At 50.4% G+C, this 22,754-nt stretch carries 15 protein-coding genes and 1 other annotated feature; of the genes, 9 read left to right on the forward strand and 6 right to left on the reverse strand.

Annotation, left to right across the window (positions count from 1 at the left end):
• Positions 1–7: 7 nt before the first annotated feature.
• The gene (gltB, locus tag BZG74_RS02665) at positions 8–4,474 is read right to left on the reverse strand and encodes a glutamate synthase large subunit (RefSeq protein WP_077771220.1); all 4,467 of its coding nucleotides are present in this window, start codon (positions 4,472–4,474) and stop codon (positions 8–10) included.
• A 596-nt stretch (positions 4,475–5,070) separates the two neighbouring features.
• Here gltB and BZG74_RS02670 point away from each other — a divergent pair.
• Positions 5,071–6,864, forward strand: coding sequence for a GGDEF domain-containing protein (locus BZG74_RS02670; RefSeq protein ID WP_077771221.1), 1,794 nt, complete (start codon positions 5,071–5,073; stop codon positions 6,862–6,864).
• A gap of 9 nt (positions 6,865–6,873) precedes the next feature.
• The gene (gene arcB / locus BZG74_RS02675; RefSeq protein ID WP_077771222.1) at positions 6,874–9,228 is read left to right on the forward strand and encodes an aerobic respiration two-component sensor histidine kinase ArcB; all 2,355 of its coding nucleotides are present in this window, start codon (positions 6,874–6,876) and stop codon (positions 9,226–9,228) included.
• A gap of 116 nt (positions 9,229–9,344) precedes the next feature.
• Here arcB and arcA read toward each other — a convergent pair whose 3' ends face one another.
• Positions 9,345–10,064: a two-component system response regulator ArcA gene (arcA, locus tag BZG74_RS02680; RefSeq protein WP_077771223.1), complete on the reverse strand. Its 720-nt coding sequence runs from the start codon at positions 10,062–10,064 to the stop codon at positions 9,345–9,347.
• 434 nt (positions 10,065–10,498) lie between these two features.
• Here arcA and BZG74_RS02685 point away from each other — a divergent pair, with 434 nt between their 5' ends.
• Positions 10,499–10,921: a DUF3293 domain-containing protein gene (locus BZG74_RS02685; RefSeq protein WP_077771224.1), complete on the forward strand. Its 423-nt coding sequence runs from the start codon at positions 10,499–10,501 to the stop codon at positions 10,919–10,921.
• A gap of 32 nt (positions 10,922–10,953) precedes the next feature.
• Positions 10,954–11,436 carry a putative 4-hydroxy-4-methyl-2-oxoglutarate aldolase gene (locus BZG74_RS02690; protein WP_077771225.1) on the forward strand — a complete coding sequence of 161 codons (483 nt, stop codon included), beginning with the start codon at positions 10,954–10,956 and terminating at the stop codon, positions 11,434–11,436.
• Positions 11,437–11,449: 13 nt separating this feature from the next.
• Here the strand turns inward: BZG74_RS02690 and BZG74_RS02695 are convergent, their stop codons facing one another.
• A complete protein-coding gene (locus BZG74_RS02695; protein ID WP_077771226.1) occupies positions 11,450–11,923 on the reverse strand; it encodes a hypothetical protein in 474 nt (157 codons plus the stop codon).
• A gap of 234 nt (positions 11,924–12,157) precedes the next feature.
• A complete protein-coding gene (gene aceK / locus BZG74_RS02700) occupies positions 12,158–13,897 on the reverse strand; it encodes a bifunctional isocitrate dehydrogenase kinase/phosphatase (protein WP_077771227.1) in 1,740 nt (579 codons plus the stop codon).
• Between the two features lie 166 nt (positions 13,898–14,063).
• Positions 14,064–14,180 (forward strand) — a sequence feature (Thr leader region).
• A gap of 25 nt (positions 14,181–14,205) precedes the next feature.
• On the opposite strand from aceK, the gene thrA reads away from it, so the two are divergent.
• Genes thrA through thrC form a run of 3 tightly spaced genes read left to right on the forward strand, consistent with a single transcriptional unit; the run spans position 14,206 to position 18,907 of the window.
• Entirely contained in the window at positions 14,206–16,665 is a 2,460-nt protein-coding gene (gene thrA, locus BZG74_RS02705) for a bifunctional aspartate kinase/homoserine dehydrogenase I (protein WP_077771228.1), read from the forward strand.
• A gap of 2 nt (positions 16,666–16,667) precedes the next feature.
• Positions 16,668–17,627: a homoserine kinase gene (gene thrB / locus BZG74_RS02710; protein ID WP_077771229.1), complete on the forward strand. Its 960-nt coding sequence runs from the start codon at positions 16,668–16,670 to the stop codon at positions 17,625–17,627.
• Positions 17,624–18,907: a threonine synthase gene (thrC, locus tag BZG74_RS02715; protein ID WP_077771230.1), complete on the forward strand. Its 1,284-nt coding sequence runs from the start codon at positions 17,624–17,626 to the stop codon at positions 18,905–18,907. Before thrB ends, thrC begins: the two co-directional genes overlap by 4 nt.
• 92 nt (positions 18,908–18,999) lie before the next feature.
• Here thrC and grcA read toward each other — a convergent pair whose 3' ends face one another.
• Positions 19,000–19,377: an autonomous glycyl radical cofactor GrcA gene (gene grcA, locus BZG74_RS02720; RefSeq protein WP_077667334.1), complete on the reverse strand. Its 378-nt coding sequence runs from the start codon at positions 19,375–19,377 to the stop codon at positions 19,000–19,002.
• 599 nt (positions 19,378–19,976) lie between these two features.
• Here grcA and ung point away from each other — a divergent pair.
• The gene (gene ung, locus BZG74_RS02725) at positions 19,977–20,660 is read left to right on the forward strand and encodes a uracil-DNA glycosylase (RefSeq protein WP_077771231.1); all 684 of its coding nucleotides are present in this window, start codon (positions 19,977–19,979) and stop codon (positions 20,658–20,660) included.
• A 152-nt stretch (positions 20,661–20,812) separates the two neighbouring features.
• On the opposite strand, the gene BZG74_RS02730 is transcribed toward ung, so the two are convergent.
• The gene (locus tag BZG74_RS02730) at positions 20,813–20,992 is read right to left on the reverse strand and encodes a DUF3545 family protein (RefSeq protein WP_046074061.1); all 180 of its coding nucleotides are present in this window, start codon (positions 20,990–20,992) and stop codon (positions 20,813–20,815) included.
• A gap of 242 nt (positions 20,993–21,234) precedes the next feature.
• Between BZG74_RS02730 and BZG74_RS02735 the strand changes: the two genes are divergently transcribed.
• Positions 21,235–22,659 (forward strand): alanine/glycine:cation symporter family protein, encoded by a 1,425-nt coding sequence (locus BZG74_RS02735; RefSeq protein ID WP_077771232.1) that lies wholly within the window; start codon positions 21,235–21,237, stop codon positions 22,657–22,659.
• The last annotated feature ends 95 nt before the right edge of the window (positions 22,660–22,754 follow it).

A 22,754-nucleotide genomic window follows, 5' to 3' on the forward strand; every position in this document is an offset into this window, starting at 1 on the left:
CCTCCTTTTACTGCGCCTGAACGCGCAGCTCAGCAGCGCTGCGACTTTGGTGGCCTAATAAGGTATTTACATCCGCGGCTTTTGGCTTGACGAGGTAGAAGCGATGTACCCAAGCGTCAAAGTCATCGAGCAGCTGCTGCGCACGATCCGAGCCGGTCAGCTCGAAATGCTGGGCTATCAGGCCACGTAGGTGCTCTTGATGGATAGCCAAAGCTTCCAGCGACAGGGCTTCAACCAACTCAGGGTTAATCCGACCATTAAAGTCGCCCTCTTCATCAAGCACGTACGCGAAGCCACCGGTCATCCCGGCGCCAAAGTTGACCCCAGTGCGACCGAGAATGGCGACAATGCCCCCGGTCATGTATTCACACGCATTGTCGCCCGCGCCTTCCACGATGGCATGGACGCCAGAGTTACGTACGGCAAAACGCTCACCGGCTTTACCCGCTGCAAACAATTTACCGCCCGTCGCACCGTATAAGCAGGTGTTACCCATGATGGTAGACTCGTGACTGGCAAATGCTGAGCCGACGGGGGGGCGGATCACAATCTGTCCGCCGCTCATGCCTTTACCCACGTAGTCGTTGGCATCACCGATAAGGGTGATGTTGACCCCTGCGGCATTCCATACCCCGAGAGATTGGCCCGCGGTGCCTTGCAGTTGCACATCCAGTGGGTTGGCAGCCATGCCCGCATTGCCATAACGCTTAGCAATCGCCCCTGACAAGCTGGCACCGACTGAACGGTCGGTATTACGGACCGATTTGTATATGCTGGCACTGTGGTTGGCGGCAATGGCTTCACCCAGTTCACCGAGTAGCGCTTGGTTTAGCTCGGCTTTATCAAACGGTGTGTTCGGCTCACTGCAATATAAGGTCTTACCTGGCCAAGGTGTCGGCGCATCGAGAATGTGGCTCAAATCGAGCTTCAGTTGCTTGGCTGTAAAGCCATCAACTGCTTCAAGAAGGTCCGTTCGGCCAATCAGATCGGTGAGCTTTTCCACCCCTAGTTCGGCCAGCAGCTCGCGCACTTCTTCACCCAGGCCTTTGAAGAAGTTCATCACTTGCTCGGGGAGACCTTTAAAGTATTCACTACGCAAGGTTTCATCCTGAGTAGCGACGCCGGTGGCACAGTTATTGAGGTGGCAAATACGAAGGTATTTACAGCCAAGTGCGACCATTGGTGCAGTACCAAAGCCAAAGCTTTCTGCGCCTAAGATAGCTGCTTTGACGATGTCTAAACCGGTTTTTAGCCCCCCGTCGACTTGTAAGCGGATCTTATGGCGTAAGCCGTTTTCAACCAGTGCTTGCTGGGTTTCAGCAAGACCCAATTCCCATGGACTACCAGCGTATTTAACCGAGGTGAGCGGACTCGCCCCTGTTCCACCGTCATACCCTGAAATAGTAATCAGGTCGGCATACGCTTTGGCGACCCCAGTGGCAATGGTGCCAACACCAGGCTCTGAAACCAGCTTGACCGAAACCATTGCTTGCGGGTTCACTTGTTTTAAATCGAAGATCAGCTGTGCCAAGTCTTCAATCGAGTAAATATCATGGTGCGGTGGAGGCGAAATCAAGGTCACGCCTGGGACGGAGAAACGCAGTTTAGCAATTTCTGCTGTCACCTTATGGCCAGGCAGTTGTCCGCCTTCACCCGGTTTGGCACCTTGGGCAACCTTGATTTGCAGCACATCCGCATTGGTCAGGTAGTGCGGGGTAACGCCAAAGCGACCGGATGCAATCTGCTTGATGCGTGAATTGCGCTCGCTATTGAAACGACGTGGGTCTTCGCCCCCTTCGCCCGAGTTAGAGTGTCCGCCGAGACGGTTCATGGCGATGGCCAGCGCTTCGTGCGCTTCTGGGCTCAAGGCACCGATAGACATCGCCGCCGAGTCAAAGCGTTTGAACAGCTCCGTTGCCGGCTCAACGCGCTCGAGCGCAACCGGAGAGGCCGCTTTTTTCAGTTGCATTAAATCGCGCAAGGTTGCCACAGGACGCTCGTTGACGGTTTTGGCGTAGGTCTTGTAATCCATGGCCTCACCAGAGCGCACCGCGCTTTGCAAGTTGGTCACCACATCTGGGTTGTACGCGTGGTATTCGCCATCGTGGACATACTTAAGCAGACCTCCATGTTCGAGCGGTTTACGCTTGATCCATGCTCGGCGTGATAGGTTGACCAAATCTTGTTGGAAATCATCAAAGTTGGCACCTTGAATGCGGCTGGCCACGCCTTTGAAACAAAGCTCGATCACATCCTGGTGTAAGCCGACCGCCTCGAACAGCTGTGAGCAACGATAAGAGGCGATGGTTGAAATCCCCATTTTCGACATGATCTTGTAAAGGCCTTTATTAATCCCGTTTCGGAAATTGACCATCACGTCGCGATACGGCTTATCGACGGCACCGATATCAACAAGGTTTGCCAGGGTTTCGTAGGCTAAATAAGGGTAAACCGCCGTGGCACCAAACCCGAGTAATACCGCAAACTGATGCGGGTCGCGAGCGCTGCCGGTTTCGATAATGATGTTGGCATCACAGCGCAGGTTTTGGTTCACTAAGCGTTTTTGTACCGCACCAACTGCCATGGCGGCGGGAATAGGGAGCGTGTCTTTATTGATGCTGCGGTCTGACAGCACCACCAAGACGGTTCCATCACGGACACAGCGCTCGGCTTCATCGCATAAATCTAAGATAGCTTGGTGAAGATCTTTCTCATTCGGATCGTAATTAATATCCAAAATGCTGTTGCGATAATACGTATCGTCTAACTCGAGCAGCTGGACCAAATCTGAGAACAAGAGGACAGGCGATTTAAACGCCACTCGCTCGGCGTGACCGTCGGTTTCGCAGAACACGTTCATTTCACGGCCAATACAGGTGGCCAGTGACATCACGTGGTTTTCACGCAGCGGATCAATCGGTGGGTTCGTCACCTGGGCAAATTTTTGCCGGAAATAATCGCTCACACAGCGCGGGCGTGATGATAAAACGGCCATCGGCGTATCATCGCCCATAGAGCCGGTGGCTTCTTGGCCAATATCCCCGAGTACTTTGATGACCTGGTCGACTTCCTCATTCGACATCCCAAACAGCTTTTGATAGGTCTTAAGCTGGGCGTCTTTGAGGTTGCGACTGCCTTCACTGGTGTCAGGATCTAAGTCTTCAAAGGGGGTGAGACGACGAACGTGTTGATCCAACCACTCACGATACGGGTGGCGGCTTTTTAGCTCATCATCGATTTCACCCGAATGCCAAATTTTACCCTCGCGGGTGTCGATCACTAACAGCTCACCCGGGCCGACCCGGCCTTTTTCTGACACTTCGTCAGGGGCGTAATCCCAGATGCCTATCTCGGAGGCGAGCGTAATAAACTTGTCTTTGGTGACCACATAGCGCGCTGGGCGCAGGCCGTTGCGGTCAAGGTTACAGGCGGCATAGCGACCATCTGACATAACGATGCCTGCAGGGCCGTCCCAGGGCTCCATATGCATGGAGTTGAAGTCATAAAATGCGCGCAGTTCGTCGTCCATATCTGGATGGTTTTGCCATGCGGGCGGCACCAGCAGACGCATGGCTCGGAATAAGTCCATCCCGCCGGCGAGAAAGACTTCCATCATGTTGTCGAGGCTTGAGGAGTCAGAGCCTGATTCATTTACAAATGGCGCGGCTTGATGCAAGTCGGGCAATAAGGGGGAGTTAAACTTGTATGCGCGTGTGCGCGCCCACTGACGGTTACCCTCAATGGTGTTGATCTCACCGTTGTGGGCAAGATACCTAAAGGGTTGGGCGAGTGGCCAGCGTGGCTGCGTATTGGTACTGAAACGCTGGTGGAACAAACAAATTGATGACTCTAAGCGCAGATCCGCGAGATCGGTGTAAAAGCGTGGTAGATCCGCTGGCATACACAAACCTTTGTAAACAATGGTTTGTGTGGATAGGCTGGTGACATAAAAGTCCGCATCGTCTGCTAAGGCTTTTTCTGCACGGCGGCGTGCTATATACAGGCGTCGCTCTAAATCGCGTGCGCGCCAGCCTGCTGGGCCATTGATAAACACTTGTTCAATGACGGGCTGAGACTGTTTGGCGATGTCTCCGAGTACGTCTGGGTTGGTCGGCACCGTCCGCCACCCCACCACTGAGAGTGTTTCAGCGTTGATTTCTTGCTCGAAGCGTTGTTTGGCTTGTTGGGCTTTTACCGGATCGGCACTGAGAAAAATCATGCCCACCGCGTACAGGCGGCTTAGCTTCCATTGATTTTGTTCGGCAATAAGGCGGAAAAAGCGGTCGGGCTTTTGCAGCAGCAGTCCACAACCATCGCCTGTCTTGCCGTCAGAGTTGATACCACCTCGGTGGGTCATGCGGTCAAGTGCAGCGATGGCGGTACGAACCAGTTTATGGCTTGGCTCCCCTTCTTGATGGGCGATAAGGCCAAAACCACAGTTATCTTTTTCCAACATTGGGTTGTACAGCGACATTGCAATTCTCCCTTGCTACTGCGTTACGCGCAGTGATTGCATTTATTGTCGTGATCCTCCTGACCACTCTGAACAGCTTCACTTTGTGATTGTGCGCTCGTTATGTTGTGATTTTTTAACGAGAAAAGTAGGTAATTTACTCCCTAACTCACTGTTTTATAGATGGATTGACAGAGAATGCACGGGCAAAGCGCTATTCAGCGACCTTCCAAATTAACGGCAAACCTTGCAAAGGTCAAATTTTTATATGCATTCTTTATGCATCCTTATCAAGGTTGGTTTTTTACATAACTGCATGATTAATATGTATTTATTTGGGTTATATTTATAAATAATATCTATTCGCAATTATGCTTTTTTGTTAAATAATTATTAAATAANATTCTAGCTTTGATGATAAATAAAGAAGGGTGCGTTATATGCTTTCTCTTTCATAGCAAAAAGCACTGTCAATTGATGTAATAAAATAACAAATGATATTCGCAAAGCTGTGAACAGGACAATCACGCGTTCTATCAAAACTGTGGCAGAATACGTCGCCGGTGAGGTAGTGCGTGAATACGATCAAGGACAGCAATAGGGCAGACAGGAGTGGCATGGCGTTTTTGAGTTTTAGCTTGGTTTTGGTGTTAGGCGCTTTGCTTGGCTACGGTTGGCGCGCGCGCCGAGCGACACTGGCGTTATCCGATTGGCGGGTGTATATGGCCGGTTTAGACACGCCGCATGCGATTGTGACTGCCGATAGTGGCGATATATTATACGCCAATGTGGCGTGTGTGGAATCGTTCTCTCTGGTGGGCAGTCATAACCGCTTTAAAACCGCCAATGAGAAACAGCAGCAAGCGGTTCGTGCATTTATGATTTCTCGGCGCTGGCCTCAGCCATTTTCTAACGTTGAAGCCAAAGTGAGAGCGCCGGGGGCCAATCGAGTGCGGGTTAAGGTGACCTTGTCGGGCTTGCCGATCCGCTGTCGCGGCAAACGTGCTTGGCTCATTTCATTTTCTGCGTCCGAATCCAATACTCAATGGCACCTACAACAACAAGAACAAGGTGTGCTTTTAAGCGTGATTAATTCCTTGGCGGAGCTCGTATGCTTTCAGGATGTTGAGGGAAATGTGGTGGGCACCAACGCCGCCTTTGATCGCTTCTGGCAGGGGCGTGAGCAGGAGGCGGTGCTTTGGCAAGCCGGTGAGCCGCTCTCTGAGCCGCGAACCGTGCGTACCTGGGCGACACAACACCACGATGAGAGCTGTTTGTTAGAAACCAATATCACGACGCTTAAAAATGACAAGCAGGAAGTGATAGGCACACTGAGTATCAGCCATGACGTGACCAATTGGCACCAGATGCAGGAGCGATTGCAAAAAGAAGCACAGCAGCGTCATTCGGTTGAGCAAGTGCTGGAACAGCGAAGTAACTTGCTCAGTGCGATTTTCCAAGCCAGCGTCGACCCTATTGGGATATTTGACCAAGACTATTACCATCTTGCGTGTAACCAAGCCTATGCAGACGCGCTTGGCACCACCATTGAAGCGCTCGAGAATGCACCAGCGCAACATGTGGTGGATCCGGAGATATTTGATCAACACAAAGCGCGTGATAAACAGGTGCTAGAAACAGGTGGAACCATTACCTATGAAGATGTCATTTTAACGGATACGGGTGAGCAAACTTGGTATGAGGTGACCAAGTCACGCATTCAAGACCCGGTCACGTTGGCACCAGCTGTACTACTGATGGCACGAGATATCACCGAACGGAAAGAGACACAACAACAGTTAGCCGATGCCATCATGGCACTGCAGGCGCTCAGCTTTGTTGATAGCCTCACTCAAGTGGCTAACCGACGCAGTCTTGACGAGCAATTGGGCACGCTGTGGCGGTCACACGCCAGAGAGCAAACCCCCCTGGCGTTTATTCTTTGCGATATAGATCATTTTAAGCTTTACAACGATCACTATGGCCACCAGCAGGGTGACTGGGCCTTACAACAAGTGGCTAAGGCGCTAAAATCGTCCGTTCATCGCCCGATGGATATGGTGGCGCGCTATGGCGGAGAAGAGTTTGCGATCGTGTTACCGCAAACCGACATTAATGGCGCCATGGATGTCGCCGAGCGAGCACGACAGGCTGTGCTGGCTGCTGACATCGAACACTTAGATGGTGCATCGAATGGGCGGCTTACGATGAGCCTAGGGGTGGCTTGTGTGACGCCAGCGCCGGAGCAGGACTATGGAGATTTAGTCCAATACGCTGATCGCGCCCTTTATCAAGCCAAACGTCATGGCCGTAATCGCTTGAGTGTGGAACATGGCAGCGCCCACTCACGCCCATCAAAGGCTCCGCGAGCCACGGTCGCTGAGTCTATTCACTTTCAACCTGGCGGTTAATAAGCCTTTATGAAACAACTGAAAGTTCTTGCCCAATACTATGTCGATTTGCTAGTCAAATTAGGGATTGTACGGTTTAGCATGCTACTTGCCTTGGCGTTAGTAGCACTGGCTGTAGTGGTCCAAGTGGGGATCACCTTGGTCCTTGAGGGCACTGTTCAAAACATCGATATCATTCGCTCGATTTTTTTTGGCCTAATTATCACGCCGTGGGCGGTCTACTTTTTGTCGGTAGTGGTCGATCAGCTGGAAGAATCACGTCAGCGGCTCTCTAAGTTGGTCTCGAAGCTCGAAGAGATGCGTGCGCGGGATATGCGCCTTAACCGCCAACTGACCGAAAACATTGAGCAGCTGAACTCTGAAATTGAAGAGCGTGAGAAGGCTGAGAATGCCCGCCAACAAGCGATCAAAGATCTAGAAAACGAAGTTTATCAGCGTGAAAAAGCACAGCTTGAGCTAGCAGAGCAAACCGCGTTACTGCGCTCTTTTATCGATGCGTCGCCGGATTTGATTTATTACCGCAATGCCGATGGCCAGTTTTCTGGTTGTAACCGCGCGATGGAAGAGCTAACCGGTTATGACGAGAAAACGCTCAAAGGGCTGACGCCTTGGGACGTTTATCGCGAAGACATTGCCGAGAAAGTGGTAGAAACCGATCAGCAAGTGTTTGATTCGAATGTGTCGATAACCTATGAGCAATGGCTTGAATATCAAGACGGGCGTAAAGCGTATTTTGAATTACGCAAAGTGCCTTTCTTTGCCCGAGATGGTCGGCACCTTGGGTTGCTTGGCTTTGGCCGTGAAATTACCGAACGTAAGCGCTACCAAGACGCGTTGGAAAAAGCGAGCCGAGAAAAAACCGCGTTTATCTCGACCATTAGTCATGAATTGCGCACCCCGCTTAATGGGATTGTTGGCTTAAGCCGGATGTTGCTGGAGTCAAGCCTAGATGATAAGCAGCGAAATTATCTGCGCACCATTTATGTCAGTGCAATCACACTGGGCAACATTTTCAACGACATCATTGATTTAGATAAATCTGATCGCAAGCGTCTTTCTCTGCATCCCACCAGTGTGGACTTCAATGAATTTGTCAGCGAAATCGAGAATATTTCTGCGTTAATGACTGAGCAAAAAGGTTTGCGCTTTGAGCTTGAACGAGTAACCGAACTCCCTGACTACGTGGCGGTAGATGCGACGCGATTGCGGCAGATCCTATGGAACCTCGTCGGTAATGCGGTCAAATTTACCAAACAAGGTTGTGTGATTATTACCGTCAGTGCTGACGTGACAGACGACCATGCCGACTTGTGTTTCGAAGTCGAAGACAGTGGTATTGGGATCCCCGCCGATGAACAAGACAAGATTTTTGCCATGTATTACCAAGTTAAGCAGGCGGGAGAAAATCTGCACGCTGTTGGTACAGGGATTGGCTTGGCGGTATCGCGCAAATTGGCGCGTTTGATGGATGGCGACATTACCCTCGACAGCGAAGAGGGCGAGGGAAGTACCTTTACGGTCACGCTCCGTGTACCGCTGAGCGAGCCTGGGGAAGCCGAGACCCCGGCGTTGGCGCCTGTGGAGAATACGCTACGCATCTTATTGGTAGAAGATATTGAACTTAATATTACAGTGGCCACCAGTTTGCTAGAAAGTCTGGGACATCAGGTGACCGTTGCGCGTGATGGGCAATCGGCTTTAGATGTGTTCTCGCCGGGCGCTTTCGATCTTGCGTTACTCGACATTCAACTGCCCGATATGACTGGATTTGATATCGCTGCTCGCTGGCGAGAGCAGTATGCACAATTGCCACCTTTAGTCGCGCTGACGGCCAATGTCATCAATGATAAAAACAGCTATCTTGCTAAAGGAATGGACGATGCCATCAGTAAACCCATCAGTGTGAGTGCTCTTAACCAGGTGATTGAACAATATGCGCTATCATCCACCACGCTGACTGACGTCGAGACAGCGAGTGATCCTGCGCCCAGCCGTCCTATCGCTAACGAACAAGCAGAGCGCCTGCTCGATATGGACATGCTTACCGGCTACGTTGAGTTGGTAGGGGTTAAGCCTGTGAAGCAAAGCATTGAGATGTTTGAGTCAACCATGCCAGAGTACATTGCGATCTTAGACTCCAACATGACAGCAAGAGACCAAGATGGCATTGTCTCGGAGGCACATAAGATAAAAGGTGCAGCAGGATCGGTGGGGCTCAAGCATATTCAAAAAGTGGCGCAAAAAGCACAATCGCCCGAATTACCCGCTTGGTGGGAAAACATTGCTGATTGGATAGATGAAATCAAAGATGGTTATCAGCATGATTTGGATGTGCTAAAAGCCTGGTTAGATGAGCAAAAGTAACCATGATTGGGTGGGGAAAATCCCTGTGCATAAAGCGAAAAGGCGCCTAACCGGCGCCTTTTCTGTTTCTATTTGAATTCTGCGGGGCATTCACCCCATCTTTCAAACAGGCCAACTTATTGCTCTTCGATTTCACCGCAGAAACGGTAACCTTCGCCGTGGATAGTGGCGATAATCTCCGGGGTGTCACTATGGGATTCAAAGTGTTTACGGATCCGGCGGATCGTCACATCAACGGTACGATCGTGAGGCTTGAGCTCTCGCCCTGTCATTTTCTTCAGCAGCTCGGCGCGTGTTTGGATTTTGCCTGGGTTTTCACAGAAGTGAAGCAGAGCGCGGAACTCAGAGCGTGGCAGCTTAAAGGTTTCCCCTTCTGGGTTAATCAGCGAGCGACTGTTGATATCGAGTGTCCAGCCGTTAAAGACATACACATCGACATTACGCTTCTCTTCACTGTCGTTGACACTGCTCATCGCACGGGTGAGCAAGTTGCGCGCACGGATGGTCAGTTCGCGAGGGTTAAATGGCTTGGTGATGTAGTCATCGGCGCCAATTTCTAAACCAAGGATCTTGTCGACTTCGTTGTCGCGACCGGTGAGGAACATCAGTGCCATGTCGCCTTGTTCACGCAGCTCGCGCGCAAGGAGTAAGCCGTTCTTTCCTGGCAAGTTAATGTCCATGATCACTAGGTGAACATGATGGTTAGACAGGACTTGATGCATTTCGTCACCATCGCTGGCTTCAAACACATTGTAACCTTCCGCTTCAAAGATACTTTTTAGCGTGTTACGTGTGACCTGTTCATCTTCTACAATCAGAATTTGCGGGGTTTGCATTGGCGATACCTAATATCTAAATAGAATCCGGTTGCACTTCACAGTCTAGACGGACTAGCCTGTGAAAAAAATTTACAAAAATGCGAGGAATGTCTACCGCGAACCTCGCAACTAACATATGGCACGCCATCCATAGAGAAGTGTTCGTCGATGCTAGACAACGCACCGTGAGTTCCAGCTTGAGACGGGGCGTGGCGGCGCTCGTTGACCACCAGGCCAATCACTCTAATATCCATCAATTACCGCCAATTGTATTCATTTAACAGCACGCTAACAATATATTAGGATAAGGGTTGATGATTTTTTTCATCCTTTATTGACCCCAATCAAAAGCATGTTAAATGTCAGTTATTGACGATTATTGGCTTAACTTTATGAATAATAGCGCATAATTAGTCAATAAGCATAGTCTGAGTCATGAGCAGGTGTAAACAATGTGTGATCCCAATAACCAGCAAGAGTTGTGGAAAACTTACCAATCCATCGCGTTTCACGCTCCTCAAGCGCCAGATGCCGACGCATTTGCTATTCTTACCGCATTTAATCCGCGTAGCCAACCTTTATCTGAGAAAGAGAATCAATCGCGTAATGCACAGCTTGCAAACGCGATGGCGCAGCAAGGCATACGTTACTGGCCAATGAATGGTGGTGCGCCAGATGGGAGTTGGTATGAGCCGGGGTTCGCGGTTGCTGTAGAAAAGGATGAGGCGATTGCTTTGGCGCAACAATGGGAGCAAAACGCCATCTATTGGGTAGAGACGGACACGCTGTGGTTGTTACCGGCGTTGATGAGCGACTTCTCGCCGCAATCCCTGAATGTGCGATTTTCATCATTATTTAAAGTCTCTCCCTCTTAGACATGTCCTCATTAACACCAAGGAGAAAAATCATGGACGATAAACTGCCTGACTTATGTGATAACTACCCTGACGCGGTACAATGGCTACCTGTGCAATGGCATGATTATGGTGCTAAACCTTGTTTTGAAGGGCGGGTGCGCACGGTACGTTGCCATCACGATAACTCAAAAGTGAAAGCGATATTGGCAACTCCTGGTGAAGGGCAAGTGCTGGTGGTGGATGGCTCTGGTGCGATGGATAGAGCCTTGCTGGGCGATCTTATCGCGCAAAGTGCGGTAGAGAATGGTTGGGCTGGAGTGGTGATTGCTGGGCCTGTTCGTGATGTGGCGACGTTGTCGACCTTGCCTATCGGCATTAAAGCGCTGGGTGTTTGCCCGATTAAAACGCAAAAACGGGACCAAGGTGAGGTTGATGTTGCGTTGGCGCTTGAAGGCGTACCAGTGATGGCGGGGCATTATTTATACGCCGATCATAATGGCGTGGTGGTGTGTGCAGAGCCATTGGCCAGCTGAGCGAGCCCAGAAATTAAAAGTGTAGTCCAACCCCGAGTTGGTAGACTGACTCGGGAGACGCTTCTGGCCGAAACTCGATATCAAGCCCGGCATTAACATCAATCGATTCATTCAACTGGTAGCGACTGTTTACGCCCCATTGATTGACGAGCGTATCGTCATTGCCACGGCTAATCTGGCTCGAGAGACGTAGCTTGTCGGTAAAACGGTACTCAATCCCGCTTAATAACCCCTGCTGAGTGGTGTGTCGGTCGTTCTCGCTTTTGACTTGCGTGCCCATATAAATAGAAACATTGTTAAGCGGATAACGGTAGCCCGACTGAATAGTCCAACTGTCAAAGCCTTGCGTGGCCGACGGAATTGACTGGATAAAGAAGTGATCAGGCGTCTCTTGTGGCGGTGTTTGCCAATCGAACGGATTAGCCCAAGCAGGTGCCGCCACAGCTTGTAAGACGAGGGCCAACAGTCCTAGTTGTTTTATGCTCAAATCCTGTGCCTCATTGTTCTTTTTAGGCTTAGCTCAGTCTTAGAAGTCGCTGATGCGCTGTGATCAGTGTAGACAAAAAATAGATACCGCTGCCGAATTTTGTCTCACTTCTCGCTCGTGTTGATGACGCTTGAAGACCAAGCCTGTCAATACATTGACGATTCGCCACAATATTGGCGAATGAAGGCGTTAAATCGCCAGTGTGCATTTAGCACACGACAAAATGAGCAAATATCAGGCCGTTTTTGGCTGCACACTGGTGTGGTTCAAACGGTTTTCTTCACTATAGGGACGTACATCATGAAAATGTCCTGCCTTTACCTGGCTTTGCAGTTGCTGCCAGTAACTGGCTTCAAATAACTCAGGGTGGAGGCGGTCAAATTCGTCGGCAACGGTACGGTTAACCAGTAAGAAGGTACGAAACTCTTCGGGAAACACGTCATTTTCTCCCACGCTATACCAAGGCTCAGCGGCGAGTTCGTCTTCTGGGTAGCGAGGTGGGGGAATACGGCGAAAATTCACCTCGGTGAGGTAAGCAATCTCATCATAATCATAGAAAATGACCCGATTGTGGCGACTGACGCCAAAGTTTTTAAACAGCATATCACCGGCAAAGATATTGGCGGCGGCCAATTCTTTGAGAGCATCGCCATATTCTTGTACCGCTTGGGTAATGGCCTCAGGCTCTGCTTGTTCAAGATAGAGATTTAACGGGACCATGCGCCGTTCCATGTATAGGTGGCGAATGCGCACTTCGTTATCGGTGACGCTAATGCAAGACGGCGCAACCTCGAGGAGTTCGTCAATCAAGGCGTCGCTAAACCGGTCACGGGGAAAAATAAAGTTGCGATACTCTTGGGTATCAGCCATGCGCCCAACTCGGTCGTGCTCTTTTACTAGACGGTATTTTTCCCTGACTTGGGCGTGGGTCATTTGTTTTTGCGGCGCAAACTTGTCTTTGATGATTTTAAACACGAACCCATAGGAAGGCAGGGTGAACACTGACATCACCATTCCTTTTACCCCAGGGGCAATATCAAATAAATCATCCGAGTTATCTAGATGGTAGAGAAATTCGCGATATAGCTCGGTTTTACCATGTTTTTGACAGCCGATAGCCGTGTAAAGCTCAGCGGGGGTTTTGTTGGGCATTAGTTGATTGAGAAAGTCCACCAACGCCGCCGGGACAGGGGCATACACCATGAAATACGAGCGAGCGAAACCAAATACAATGCTGACATCATCACTGTCGGTAATACAGGCATCGATGTACAGCTCTCCTTGTTCGGAGATCGCCAACGGCAGCACCAAAGGTCGGCGCTGGTTAGCCATATCGAGTCGGCCGATAAGGTAAGCGCCTTTGTTGCGGAAAAACGGCTGGCGCACCATTTCTAGGGTAAAGCTCATGGTGAGCTGCGGGCCAAACCGCGCTTGGAGTATTTGGGTGATACGCTTGAGATCGCCGCTCTTATCTCGCCAAGGTAACGTAAATGGCGTGCTATCTAACATGCGCTCTAAGGTGGCATAGATACCGGCTTGCGACTGAAAGCGCCTTAACAAGGGAGTGGGATATTTAGGGATCCGTCCTCCTTGGGAGCTTTGCACGAACAGTTTGTCGCGACGAATGTTGCGGTGTTCAAAAATCCGACAGTAAACAGAGTTAAAAAAACTCTCCGCAATATCATAGCGCGGGTAGTCATCAAGTAGGGTGACGTAGGCGGCTTTCACCGCCATTAAAAAGGAGCGCGTCGCATGCTCTTTGCCCAGCATGGCACCTAGCTGCTGGCTAACAAGGCCAACATGGTGGTCATAAAACTGAATCCGGGTTTTCAGTGCTTGCTGAACACTTTTCCAGTCTTGCTGTTCAAAGCGTTCCTGCGCGCCCGATGTGACATCGAGAAACCGGCCATACATGGCATCCGAGCCTTGTAGAATAGTATTTGCGACTAACTGCGCCATGGCTTCTTGGGTCATTCGCGCTCCTTGCGGTCTTGGTTGCTCCCTCGTTCAAGCTCGCAGAGTTTTGTTGAAAAAGCAATCAGGATCACTTTTTTGTTGACCTTGGCAACATGATTCGATACACCTAGAGAGAATCAAACAAAACAAATGATAAACGCAACACACATGCAACTAACGATCAGCACCCAGACCACCACAACCACCATTATTATTACTGGCACAACGTGTGTTGGTGCGGGCTGATACGCACAGAATTTCCAAAAAAGCCCGTACCTCCAAAGGTACGGGCTTTTTTTTATCTTAAAGAGAGAGGTCCCAAACGGATGCGAGTTTTAAAATTTGGTGGCACGTCGCTTGCCGATGCCGAGCGCTTCAGTCGCGCAGCCGATATCATCGTTAGTAACCAAGGGCAGAGCGATGTGTCTGCCGTGTTATCCGCCCCCGCGAAAGTCACAAACATTCTAGTTTCTGTGGTCGAGAGCACGGTGAAGCACGGGGAAGCCGAGTTGCCACTCAAAGAACTCGAGCAGCTTTTCGTCGGCTTGTTCCATGGCCTTGCTGAGCGGCAACCCAACCTTGAGACCCAACCACTGTTCGATAAGTTAACTCGCAGCCTTGGCCAACTTCGTCAATATGTACATGGCATGAGCTTATTGGGCCTTTGTCCTGATAGCACTTATGCACGCGTGGTCAGTAAAGGTGAGCGCTTATCGGTCGCCGCGATGCATGCGTTGCTTGAAGCGCGCGGTTATGCGGTCTTTGATATCGATCCGGTCGAATACTTTGCCGCGTCGGGAAGCCATTTAAGTGCAGAAGTGGATATCGAGGCCTCCTCACAGCGCTTTAAACAATCCCCCATCCCAGCCAAGCATATTGGCCTGATGCCAGGCTTTATGGCCGGCAATGAAAACGGCGAATTAGTGACGTTAGGCCGTAATGGATCCGACTACTCGGCGGCGGTTCTCGCGGCCTGTGTACGCGCTGAGTGCTGCGAAATTTGGACGGATGTTGACGGTGTCTATAACTGTGACCCTCGGTTGGTGCCGGACGCGCGCTTGCTTAAGTCATTGAGCTATCAAGAGGCGATGGAGCTATCGTATTTTGGCGCCAAAGTGTTACACCCAAAAACCATTGCGCCAATCGCACGCTTCCATATCCCGTGTTTAATCAAAAACACCACCAACCCGCAAGCCGAAGGCACCTTAATTGGCGAAGACAGTGGTGAAGATAAACTGGCAATTAAAGGGATCACTACGTTAAGCGATCTGAGCATGGTTAACCTGTCAGGCCCTGGTATGAAAGGCATGGTGGGGATGGCGTCACGCGTGTTTGGCGCGATGTCGTCGGCAGGAGTATCGATTGTATTGATCACCCAGTCTTCGTCTGAATACAGCATCAGCTTTTGTATTCAACGCCAGGACAAAGAAAAAGCCGACAAGGTGCTGAGTAACCATTTTGAGCTTGAACTGAAAGACGGCCTACTTGAGCCGGTCGAGTTTATTGATGATCTGTCGATTGTCTCTTTGGTGGGCGATGGCATGCGCACCTCGAAAGGGGTCGCGTCGCGCTTTTTCACCTCGTTGGCGGAAGTGAATGTTAATATCGTCGCCATTGCTCAAGGCTCCTCGGAACGTGCTATCTCTGCCGTTGTCCCTTCAGAGCGGGTCTCAGAAGCAGTCAAAGCCTGTCATGAAAACTTGTTTAATAGTCAACATCACTTGGATGTGTTTATCGTTGGTGTTGGTGGTGTGGGTGGCGAGCTGATTGAGCAAATTCGCCGTCAGCAAGCCAAACTCAAACAACAAGGGATTGTGATGCGAGTGTGTGGTCTGGCCAACAGCAAAGGGATGTGGTTAAACAGCCAAGGCATTGATCTTAATAGTTGGCGTGATGAGTTACCGAATCATCTATCTAGCTTCAGCTTGGCGGGCATGATCCAACTGGTTCAGCGTAATCATATTATTAACCCTGTGTTGATCGACTGCACTGCCGATCAGCAGGTTGCCGATCAATATGCTGATTTCTTGCGTGCAGGCTTTCACGTGATCACCCCCAACAAGAAAGCCAATACCAGTAGCATGGCTTACTATCACCAACTGCGTCAGGCCGCGCGTGCGACTCACCGCAAGTTTATGTATGAAACCACGGTGGGAGCCGGTTTGCCAGTTATCGAGAACCTACAAAACCTGATTGCAGCGGGGGATGAATTGTCACGTTTTTCTGGCATTTTATCGGGTTCGCTCTCGCATATTTTCGGGAAGCTGGATGAAGGTGCCAGCTTTAGTGACGCGACCAAGGTGGCGCGTGACAATGGCTTTACCGAGCCGGATCCGCGAGACGATCTGTCGGGCATGGACGTGGCACGTAAGCTCTTGATTTTGGCTCGAGAAGCCGGAATGGAGCTGGAGCTTGACGATGTCGAGGTCGAGCCAGCGCTTCCGCCTGGCTTTGATCAGTCTGGCGATGTTGAAAGTTTCATGGCCCGCTTGCCTCAAGCCGATGCGTACTTTAAACAATGGTCAGAGGAAGCTGCCAAAGAGGGCAAAGTCTTGCGGTATATCGGTGGCATTGAAGATGGGCGCTGCTTTGTCAAAATCCAAGCGGTATCCGACGATGACCCGATGAATAAGATCAAAGAGGGTGAGAACGCATTGGCCTTCTATAGCCGTTATTATCAGCCGATTCCATTGGTACTGCGTGGATATGGCGCGGGAACAGCCGTCACCGCTGCTGGGGTGTTTGCGGACTTAATGCGTACCCTAGGTTGGAAGTTAGGAGTTTAGTCATGGCTGTCCGTGTTTATGCGCCTGCCTCTATTGGCAATGTGAGCGTGGGATTTGATGTGCTGGGCGCCGCGGTAAGCCCGGTTGATGGGAGCTTGCTGGGTGATGTGGTCGAGGTTGCTGATGGAGGAGATCAGGCGTTTTCCTTGCGCTGCCAAGGCCGCTTTACAGATAAGCTGCCTTCTGATGAGCGGGACAACATTGTCTATAAGGCTTACTTGGCCTATGCCGAGGCGCTAAAAGCTAACCATCTCTCTGTGAGGCCGGTGGCGATGGTACTGGAAAAAAATATGCCCATAGGTTCAGGGCTTGGCTCCAGTGCATGCTCGATCGTTGCCGCGCTCGATGCCCTTAATCGTTTTCATGACTATGCGCTCGATGAGACCACCATGTTAACGCTCATGGGGGAGATGGAAGCGTCCATATCTGGCAGCTTACACTATGATAATGTCGCACCGTGTTACCTGGGTGGTTTGCAGCTGATGTTGGAAAGCCAAGGGGTAATTAGCCAAGCGGTGCCACATTTTGACAACTGGTATTGGGTGATGGCTTATCCGGGCATCAAAGTGTCGACCGCAGAAGCGCGTACCATCTTGCCCGCCCAGTATCGCCGGCAAGATGTGATCGCCCATGGTCGCTACCTCGGCGGCTTTATTCACGCGTGCCACACCCAGCAGCCTCAACTGGCGGCGAGTTTAATTTGCGATGTGGTTGCCGAACCGTATCGGCAAAAACTGCTACCGGGGTTTGTCGACGCTCGCGACTATGCAGCCAGCTGTGGTGCATTGGCGACAGGGATCTCGGGCTCAGGGCCGACGCTATTTAGCATTTGTGATGATTTGCAGGTGGCAGAGCGGTTAGCACAGTGGTTGCGCGAGCACTATGTACAAAATAATGATGGCTTTGTTCATGTATGTCGCATTGATGGACAGGGCGCGAAAGAAATAGGAAGTCAGGCATGAAGCTATACAACATCAAAGATCACAGTGAAACCGTGTCATTCTCGCAAGCTGTTCAGCAAGGGCTAGGTCGCGGGCAAGGGTTATTCTTTCCCGATAAGCTGCCGTATTTCGACGATATCGAGGCATTACTGGCCATGCCTTTGGTGGCGCGTAGTAGCGAGATTTTATCTGCACTTATTGGCGATGAACTACCCAAAAGCCAAGTCAGCGAACTGGTTAGTAATGCGTTTAGCTTTGCCACGCCACTTGAACAAGTGGATGACCATATTCATGCGCTAGAGCTTTTCCATGGCCCGACATTGGCCTTTAAAGACTTTGGTGGCCGTTTTATGGCGCAGTCACTAGCGGCGGTGTCTGATGGTAAAAAGATCACCATCCTCACCGCAACGTCAGGTGACACGGGAGCCGCGGTCGCTCACGCGTTTTACGGCATTGATAATATCGACGTGGTCATCTTGTACCCGAAAGGCAAAATCAGCCCGCTGCAGGAAAAGCTTTTTTGCACCCTTGGTGGCAATATTCATACGGTCGCGATTAATGGCACCTTTGATGATTGCCAAAGCATGGTGAAACAGGCCTTTGATGATAGCGAGCTTCGTCAGACAATTGGCCTTAACTCGGCCAACTCCATCAACATTAGCCGCTTAATGGCACAGATTTGTTACTACTTTGAAGCGGTAGCACAAATTCCCCCACACAAGCGAGATCAGGTGGTGATATCGGTGCCCAGTGGTAACTTTGGTAACCTCACTGCCGGTTTGCTTGCTAAAGCGATGGGGCTGCCGATAAAACGCTTTATCGCTGGCACCAATGCCAATGATACGGTGCCACGGTATCTCGATTCAGGCGAGTGGGCACCGCAGCAAACCATCGCCACGTTGTCCAATGCCATGGACGTGAGTCAACCCAATAACTGGCCACGTATCGAAGAGCTTTTCCGCCGTGAGCAGTGGACGTTGAGTGAACTTGCTTCAGGGCGTGCTGACGATGAGGAAACGGCTGAGAGCTTAAAGTCGCTCTCTCAGGCGGGCTACTTGTGTGAACCCCATGGTGCAATTGCATACCGATTGCTGGCGGAACAGCTTGAAGAAGGAGAAGAGGGGATCTTCTTGTGCACAGCGCATCCGGCGAAATTTAAAGAGTCGGTTGACGCGATCCTTGGTAAAGATATTCCTCTACCCGGACCGCTGGCGAAGCATGCGCAAATGACGCTGCTTTCACGCGAGCAAGACGCTGATTTCCAAACACTACGAGACTATTTGCTTGAAGTGAATGGTTAAGGCTTAGCCAGTCATCGCTATGAATACAAAAACAGCCCGCGATTGCGGGCTGTTTGATTTGATACACAGCTTGGTTAGCGTTGGTTGAAGCGCTATAGAGAGCTAGTAAAGGTACGGGTGATCACGTCGCGTTGCTGCTCAGGGGTCAGTGAGTTAAAGCGTACCGCATAGCCAGAGACGCGAATGGTCAGCTGTGGGTATTTCTCTGGGTGTTTAGCCGCGTCTTCCAGTGTCTCACGCTTTAGTACGTTAACATTAAGATGCTGGCCGCCTTCGTTGATGGCTTGTGTTTCGATATTCACTTCGCGGTAATCGAATTCACCCAAAGAAGATAGGGCAACTTCCTGATCCGCTTCAAAGCCTTGCTTGGCACAGACACAACGTGCTTGATCGGTGTCTTTATCGATCAGCCAAATAGAATTAACAAGTTCATCATTGGCCGCTGAGGTTACTTGAATACCAGTGATCATGGCCTATCCCCTTTTATGATAGTGACTTCTATGATGTAAGATTTCATCATTTTGAGTGCCTATATATACCCTGTATTAGGTAGGGTTTTATTGACCTGAATCAAATTTTTTGTGATCTTAACGTTATGATATTTATCTTATATCAATCTTTATCTATCTAATGCGCCTACTGTAGCACGCGCCCTCCGTCAACGCGAGTATTCGCCCAGCACTGAAGTGAATAGTGTAGTAATAAAATTACAAGTGAAAGTTTTGGCGGTGGAAAATAATGTGTGCGCGTTAATGAGGCAAGTTTGCACCACGTGTGTTCACCTTTTGGCACAACCTGATACGGGTTTTTCATAAAGTTTTGATTTTTATTGATATTTAAAGTTGGCATCAATATTTCATAGAGAAAAGTGAATCTGCAATGATGAGGAATGCCCCATGATCAAGCCAACCATGACGCGTGCTAGCTTGCCGACCCCCAACCGCGCAGTACAAGGTCGCTGTCAGCGCCACTATCATTCACACACCGAGCGAACAAAAGATCGCGCCACACACTGATTTTGCCTCGCTGCCTCGTTAGAATAGCGCCAGTGTGATGAAAAGGAGCAACCATGACTCAGGCGCAAACGTGGCAGCAAGTGCTGGCTGATGAGAAACAACAAGCTTACTTTCGAGAAACCTTGGCCTATGTTGAACAAGCGCGTGCTAACGGCGTGACGGTTTTTCCGCCGAAGGAAGATGTGTTTAACGCCTTTCGCTACACTGAGCTGGGCGATGTAAAGGTGGTGATTCTGGGCCAAGACCCGTATCACGGGCCGAATCAAGCGCACGGGCTGTGCTTTTCCGTGCGACCAGGTGTGAAGACACCACCGTCACTGGTCAATATTTATAAAGAGCTTGCAACGGATATTGAGGGCTTTACGCCGCCTTCTCACGGTTATTTAAAAAGCTGGGCAGAGCAAGGGGTGTTGTTGCTCAATACTGTGCTGACCGTGGAGCAAGGAAAGGCACACTCTCACGCCAAATTGGGCTGGGAAACCTTCACGGATCGTGTCATTGAGGCGGTGAATCAGCAGTGCCAAGGCGTGGTGTTCTTGTTATGGGGCGCTCATGCCCAGAAAAAAGGCAAAGCGATTGACCGTCAGCGCCATCATGTACTCACCGCGCCTCACCCATCACCGCTATCTGCGCATCGTGGCTTTTTTGGTTGTCAGCACTTTTCACAAACCAATGCGCTGCTTCAGGCGCAGGGGAGGACGGCTATTGATTGGCAGCCTTATCTCGAGGCGGAGTAGGCAAAGTCGTTGAGGTCTGATTGTCGTGCGCAATCGATTATGTCGCTTGGTTGCTTTCTCCTGAGGTTGCTTGTGACTCGTGGCAATCCCAAAGTGTGATGAAAAAAAGGTGCTCGGTGAGCACCTTTTAGCAATCCTATGTTGAGGGTGAGTTAATCGAGGTCCAGTTGAGAGAAATCACCAAAAATATCGATTTCTTCCAATTCTTTTTTTAGCCGCTGTTTGTCTTTTAGCGCTTCAATTTCTCTCCATTTACGTTTGACTGGTTTCGCGCGTCCGTTGCGTTGTGGCTTGTCTTGCTCGAACAGATCGTTAAAGGCAATGTTTTCCATAGTCACCTCTTTTCACCTTGCGGTCAGTTTTTAAATACCACAGCTACCCCTAACGTAAAATTGAAGTATTTCTCATTTGTGGCAGTCCGATGAAGTTTTTATGAGACCACAATCACTGATTTTTAAAATGAGTGACGGTTGCCCCAGCCGTGATGAGTTTGAATTGACCTAGGAAGAGGTTCACGCGAAGATTGCGCCGCATTGCTCATTATCCTTACTTAACTACGACGAGGGACAGTCCATTGAGCCTACTCACTTTTATTAATGATCTGATTTGGGGCTCGGTACTCATTTATGTGCTCATCGGTGGTGGGATCTTTTTTACCTTGAAACTAGGAGGGATCCAGTTTCGTCACTTCTCTCATATGTTTTCGGTCATGCGTCATAGTCGCCGTCGTGAGGGGAGCAGTATTTCGTCTTTCCAAGCCTTGTGCACCGGGCTTGCCGCTCGCGTGGGGACGGGAAATATGGCTGGTGTGGCGGTGGCTCTGTCGCTAGGGGGGCCGGGGGCGATCTTTTGGATGTGGCTAATGGCATTCCTCGGCATGGCGACGGCCTTTGCTGAGAGCACGCTGGCACAAGTTTACAAAGTGCGGGATCCCGACGGCTATTTTCGCGGAGGCCCAGCCTATTACATGGAGCATGGGTTAGGTATGCGTTGGATGGGCGTGCTTTTCTCGGTATTGCTGATCTTAGCATTCGGCTTGGTGTTTAATTCGGTGCAAGCAAATTCCATTTCACAAGCGGCACAAGTGGCCTTTGCCTGGCCGCCTGCCTATGTCGGCGCAGGCTTAGTGCTGGTCAGTGGATTGATCATTTACGGTGGGCTACGCCAAATTGCGCGCACGGCCGAAGTGATTGTCCCCGTGATGGCACTACTGTATTTGTCGTTATCCTTGTATGTGGTCGTCACGCATCTTGAGCAAGTACCTGCGGTATTGATGCTGGTGGTAAAGAGTGCATTCGGTCTCCACGAAGCGGCATCAGGAGCGTTGGGTTACACCCTGGCACAAGGCATGATTCAGGGGATTAAACGCGGATTATTCTCGAACGAAGCAGGCATGGGATCAGCGCCCAATGCCGCCGCCTCGGCGACGCCTTATCCACCTCACCCCGTTTCCCAAGGTTATGTGCAAATGCTCGGGGTGTTTGTCGATACTCTGGTGATTTGTACGGCAACGGTTGCGATCATTCTTTTGTCTGGGGAGTATATTCCCGGTGGCGAAATCACAGGGGTAGAGTTAACCCAAAGGGCCTTAAGTGCTCAAGTGGGTGATTGGGGCGAACAGTTTGTCGCAGTTGCGATTTTCTTTTTCGCCTTTACCTCCATTATTGCCAATTATTCGTACGCAGAAACCAATTTATTGTTTATTGATCACCGATGTCGTCCAGCGTTGCCGTACTTTCGCGCGGTGGTTTTAGGGATGGTTATGTTTGGTGCGTTGGCAGAGCTGCCGCTGGTGTGGACACTCGCTGATGCCTCAATGGGGATGATGGCGCTGGTAAACATGATTGCGATCTTCTTGTTATCGGGCATCGTCAAGCGTCTCGCTCAGGATTATCACACCCAGCGTTCATTGGGTCGAGTACCTGTGTTTGATAGCCGCCGTTTCCCAGAGCTACACAGCCAACTGGACGATAAGGCGTGGCCGCTCCCTAAACGTTAAAGGCGGGAAAATAAGCCAGCCTGGCGGGCGGTCAGCGGTGGTTTTTTTATGCGGGAATGATAGGCTTAGCAAAAGATAAATAACAAAAGGGCGAG

This window comes from Salinivibrio sharmensis (assembly GCF_001995985.1).
Taxonomy (GTDB): Bacteria; Pseudomonadota; Gammaproteobacteria; order Enterobacterales; family Vibrionaceae; genus Salinivibrio; species Salinivibrio sharmensis.

Excerpts from the sequence above, each read along its gene's own strand:
- gltB (WP_077771220.1), bottom strand. The coding sequence starts at position 4,474 with ATGTCGCTGTACAACCCAATGTTGGAAAAAGATAACTGTGGTTTTGGC.
- BZG74_RS02670 (WP_077771221.1), top strand. The coding sequence starts at position 5,071 with ATGGCGTTTTTGAGTTTTAGCTTGGTTTTGGTGTTAGGCGCTTTGCTT.
- arcB (WP_077771222.1), top strand. The coding sequence starts at position 6,874 with ATGAAACAACTGAAAGTTCTTGCCCAATACTATGTCGATTTGCTAGTC.
- arcA (WP_077771223.1), bottom strand. The coding sequence starts at position 10,064 with ATGCAAACCCCGCAAATTCTGATTGTAGAAGATGAACAGGTCACACGT.
- BZG74_RS02685 (WP_077771224.1), top strand. The coding sequence starts at position 10,499 with ATGTGTGATCCCAATAACCAGCAAGAGTTGTGGAAAACTTACCAATCC.
- BZG74_RS02690 (WP_077771225.1), top strand. The coding sequence starts at position 10,954 with ATGGACGATAAACTGCCTGACTTATGTGATAACTACCCTGACGCGGTA.
- aceK (WP_077771227.1), bottom strand. The coding sequence starts at position 13,897 with ATGACCCAAGAAGCCATGGCGCAGTTAGTCGCAAATACTATTCTACAA.
- thrA (WP_077771228.1), top strand. The coding sequence starts at position 14,206 with ATGCGAGTTTTAAAATTTGGTGGCACGTCGCTTGCCGATGCCGAGCGC.
- thrB (WP_077771229.1), top strand. The coding sequence starts at position 16,668 with ATGGCTGTCCGTGTTTATGCGCCTGCCTCTATTGGCAATGTGAGCGTG.
- thrC (WP_077771230.1), top strand. The coding sequence starts at position 17,624 with ATGAAGCTATACAACATCAAAGATCACAGTGAAACCGTGTCATTCTCG.
- grcA (WP_077667334.1), bottom strand. The coding sequence starts at position 19,377 with ATGATCACTGGTATTCAAGTAACCTCAGCGGCCAATGATGAACTTGTT.
- ung (WP_077771231.1), top strand. The coding sequence starts at position 19,977 with ATGACTCAGGCGCAAACGTGGCAGCAAGTGCTGGCTGATGAGAAACAA.
- BZG74_RS02730 (WP_046074061.1), bottom strand. The coding sequence starts at position 20,992 with ATGGAAAACATTGCCTTTAACGATCTGTTCGAGCAAGACAAGCCACAA.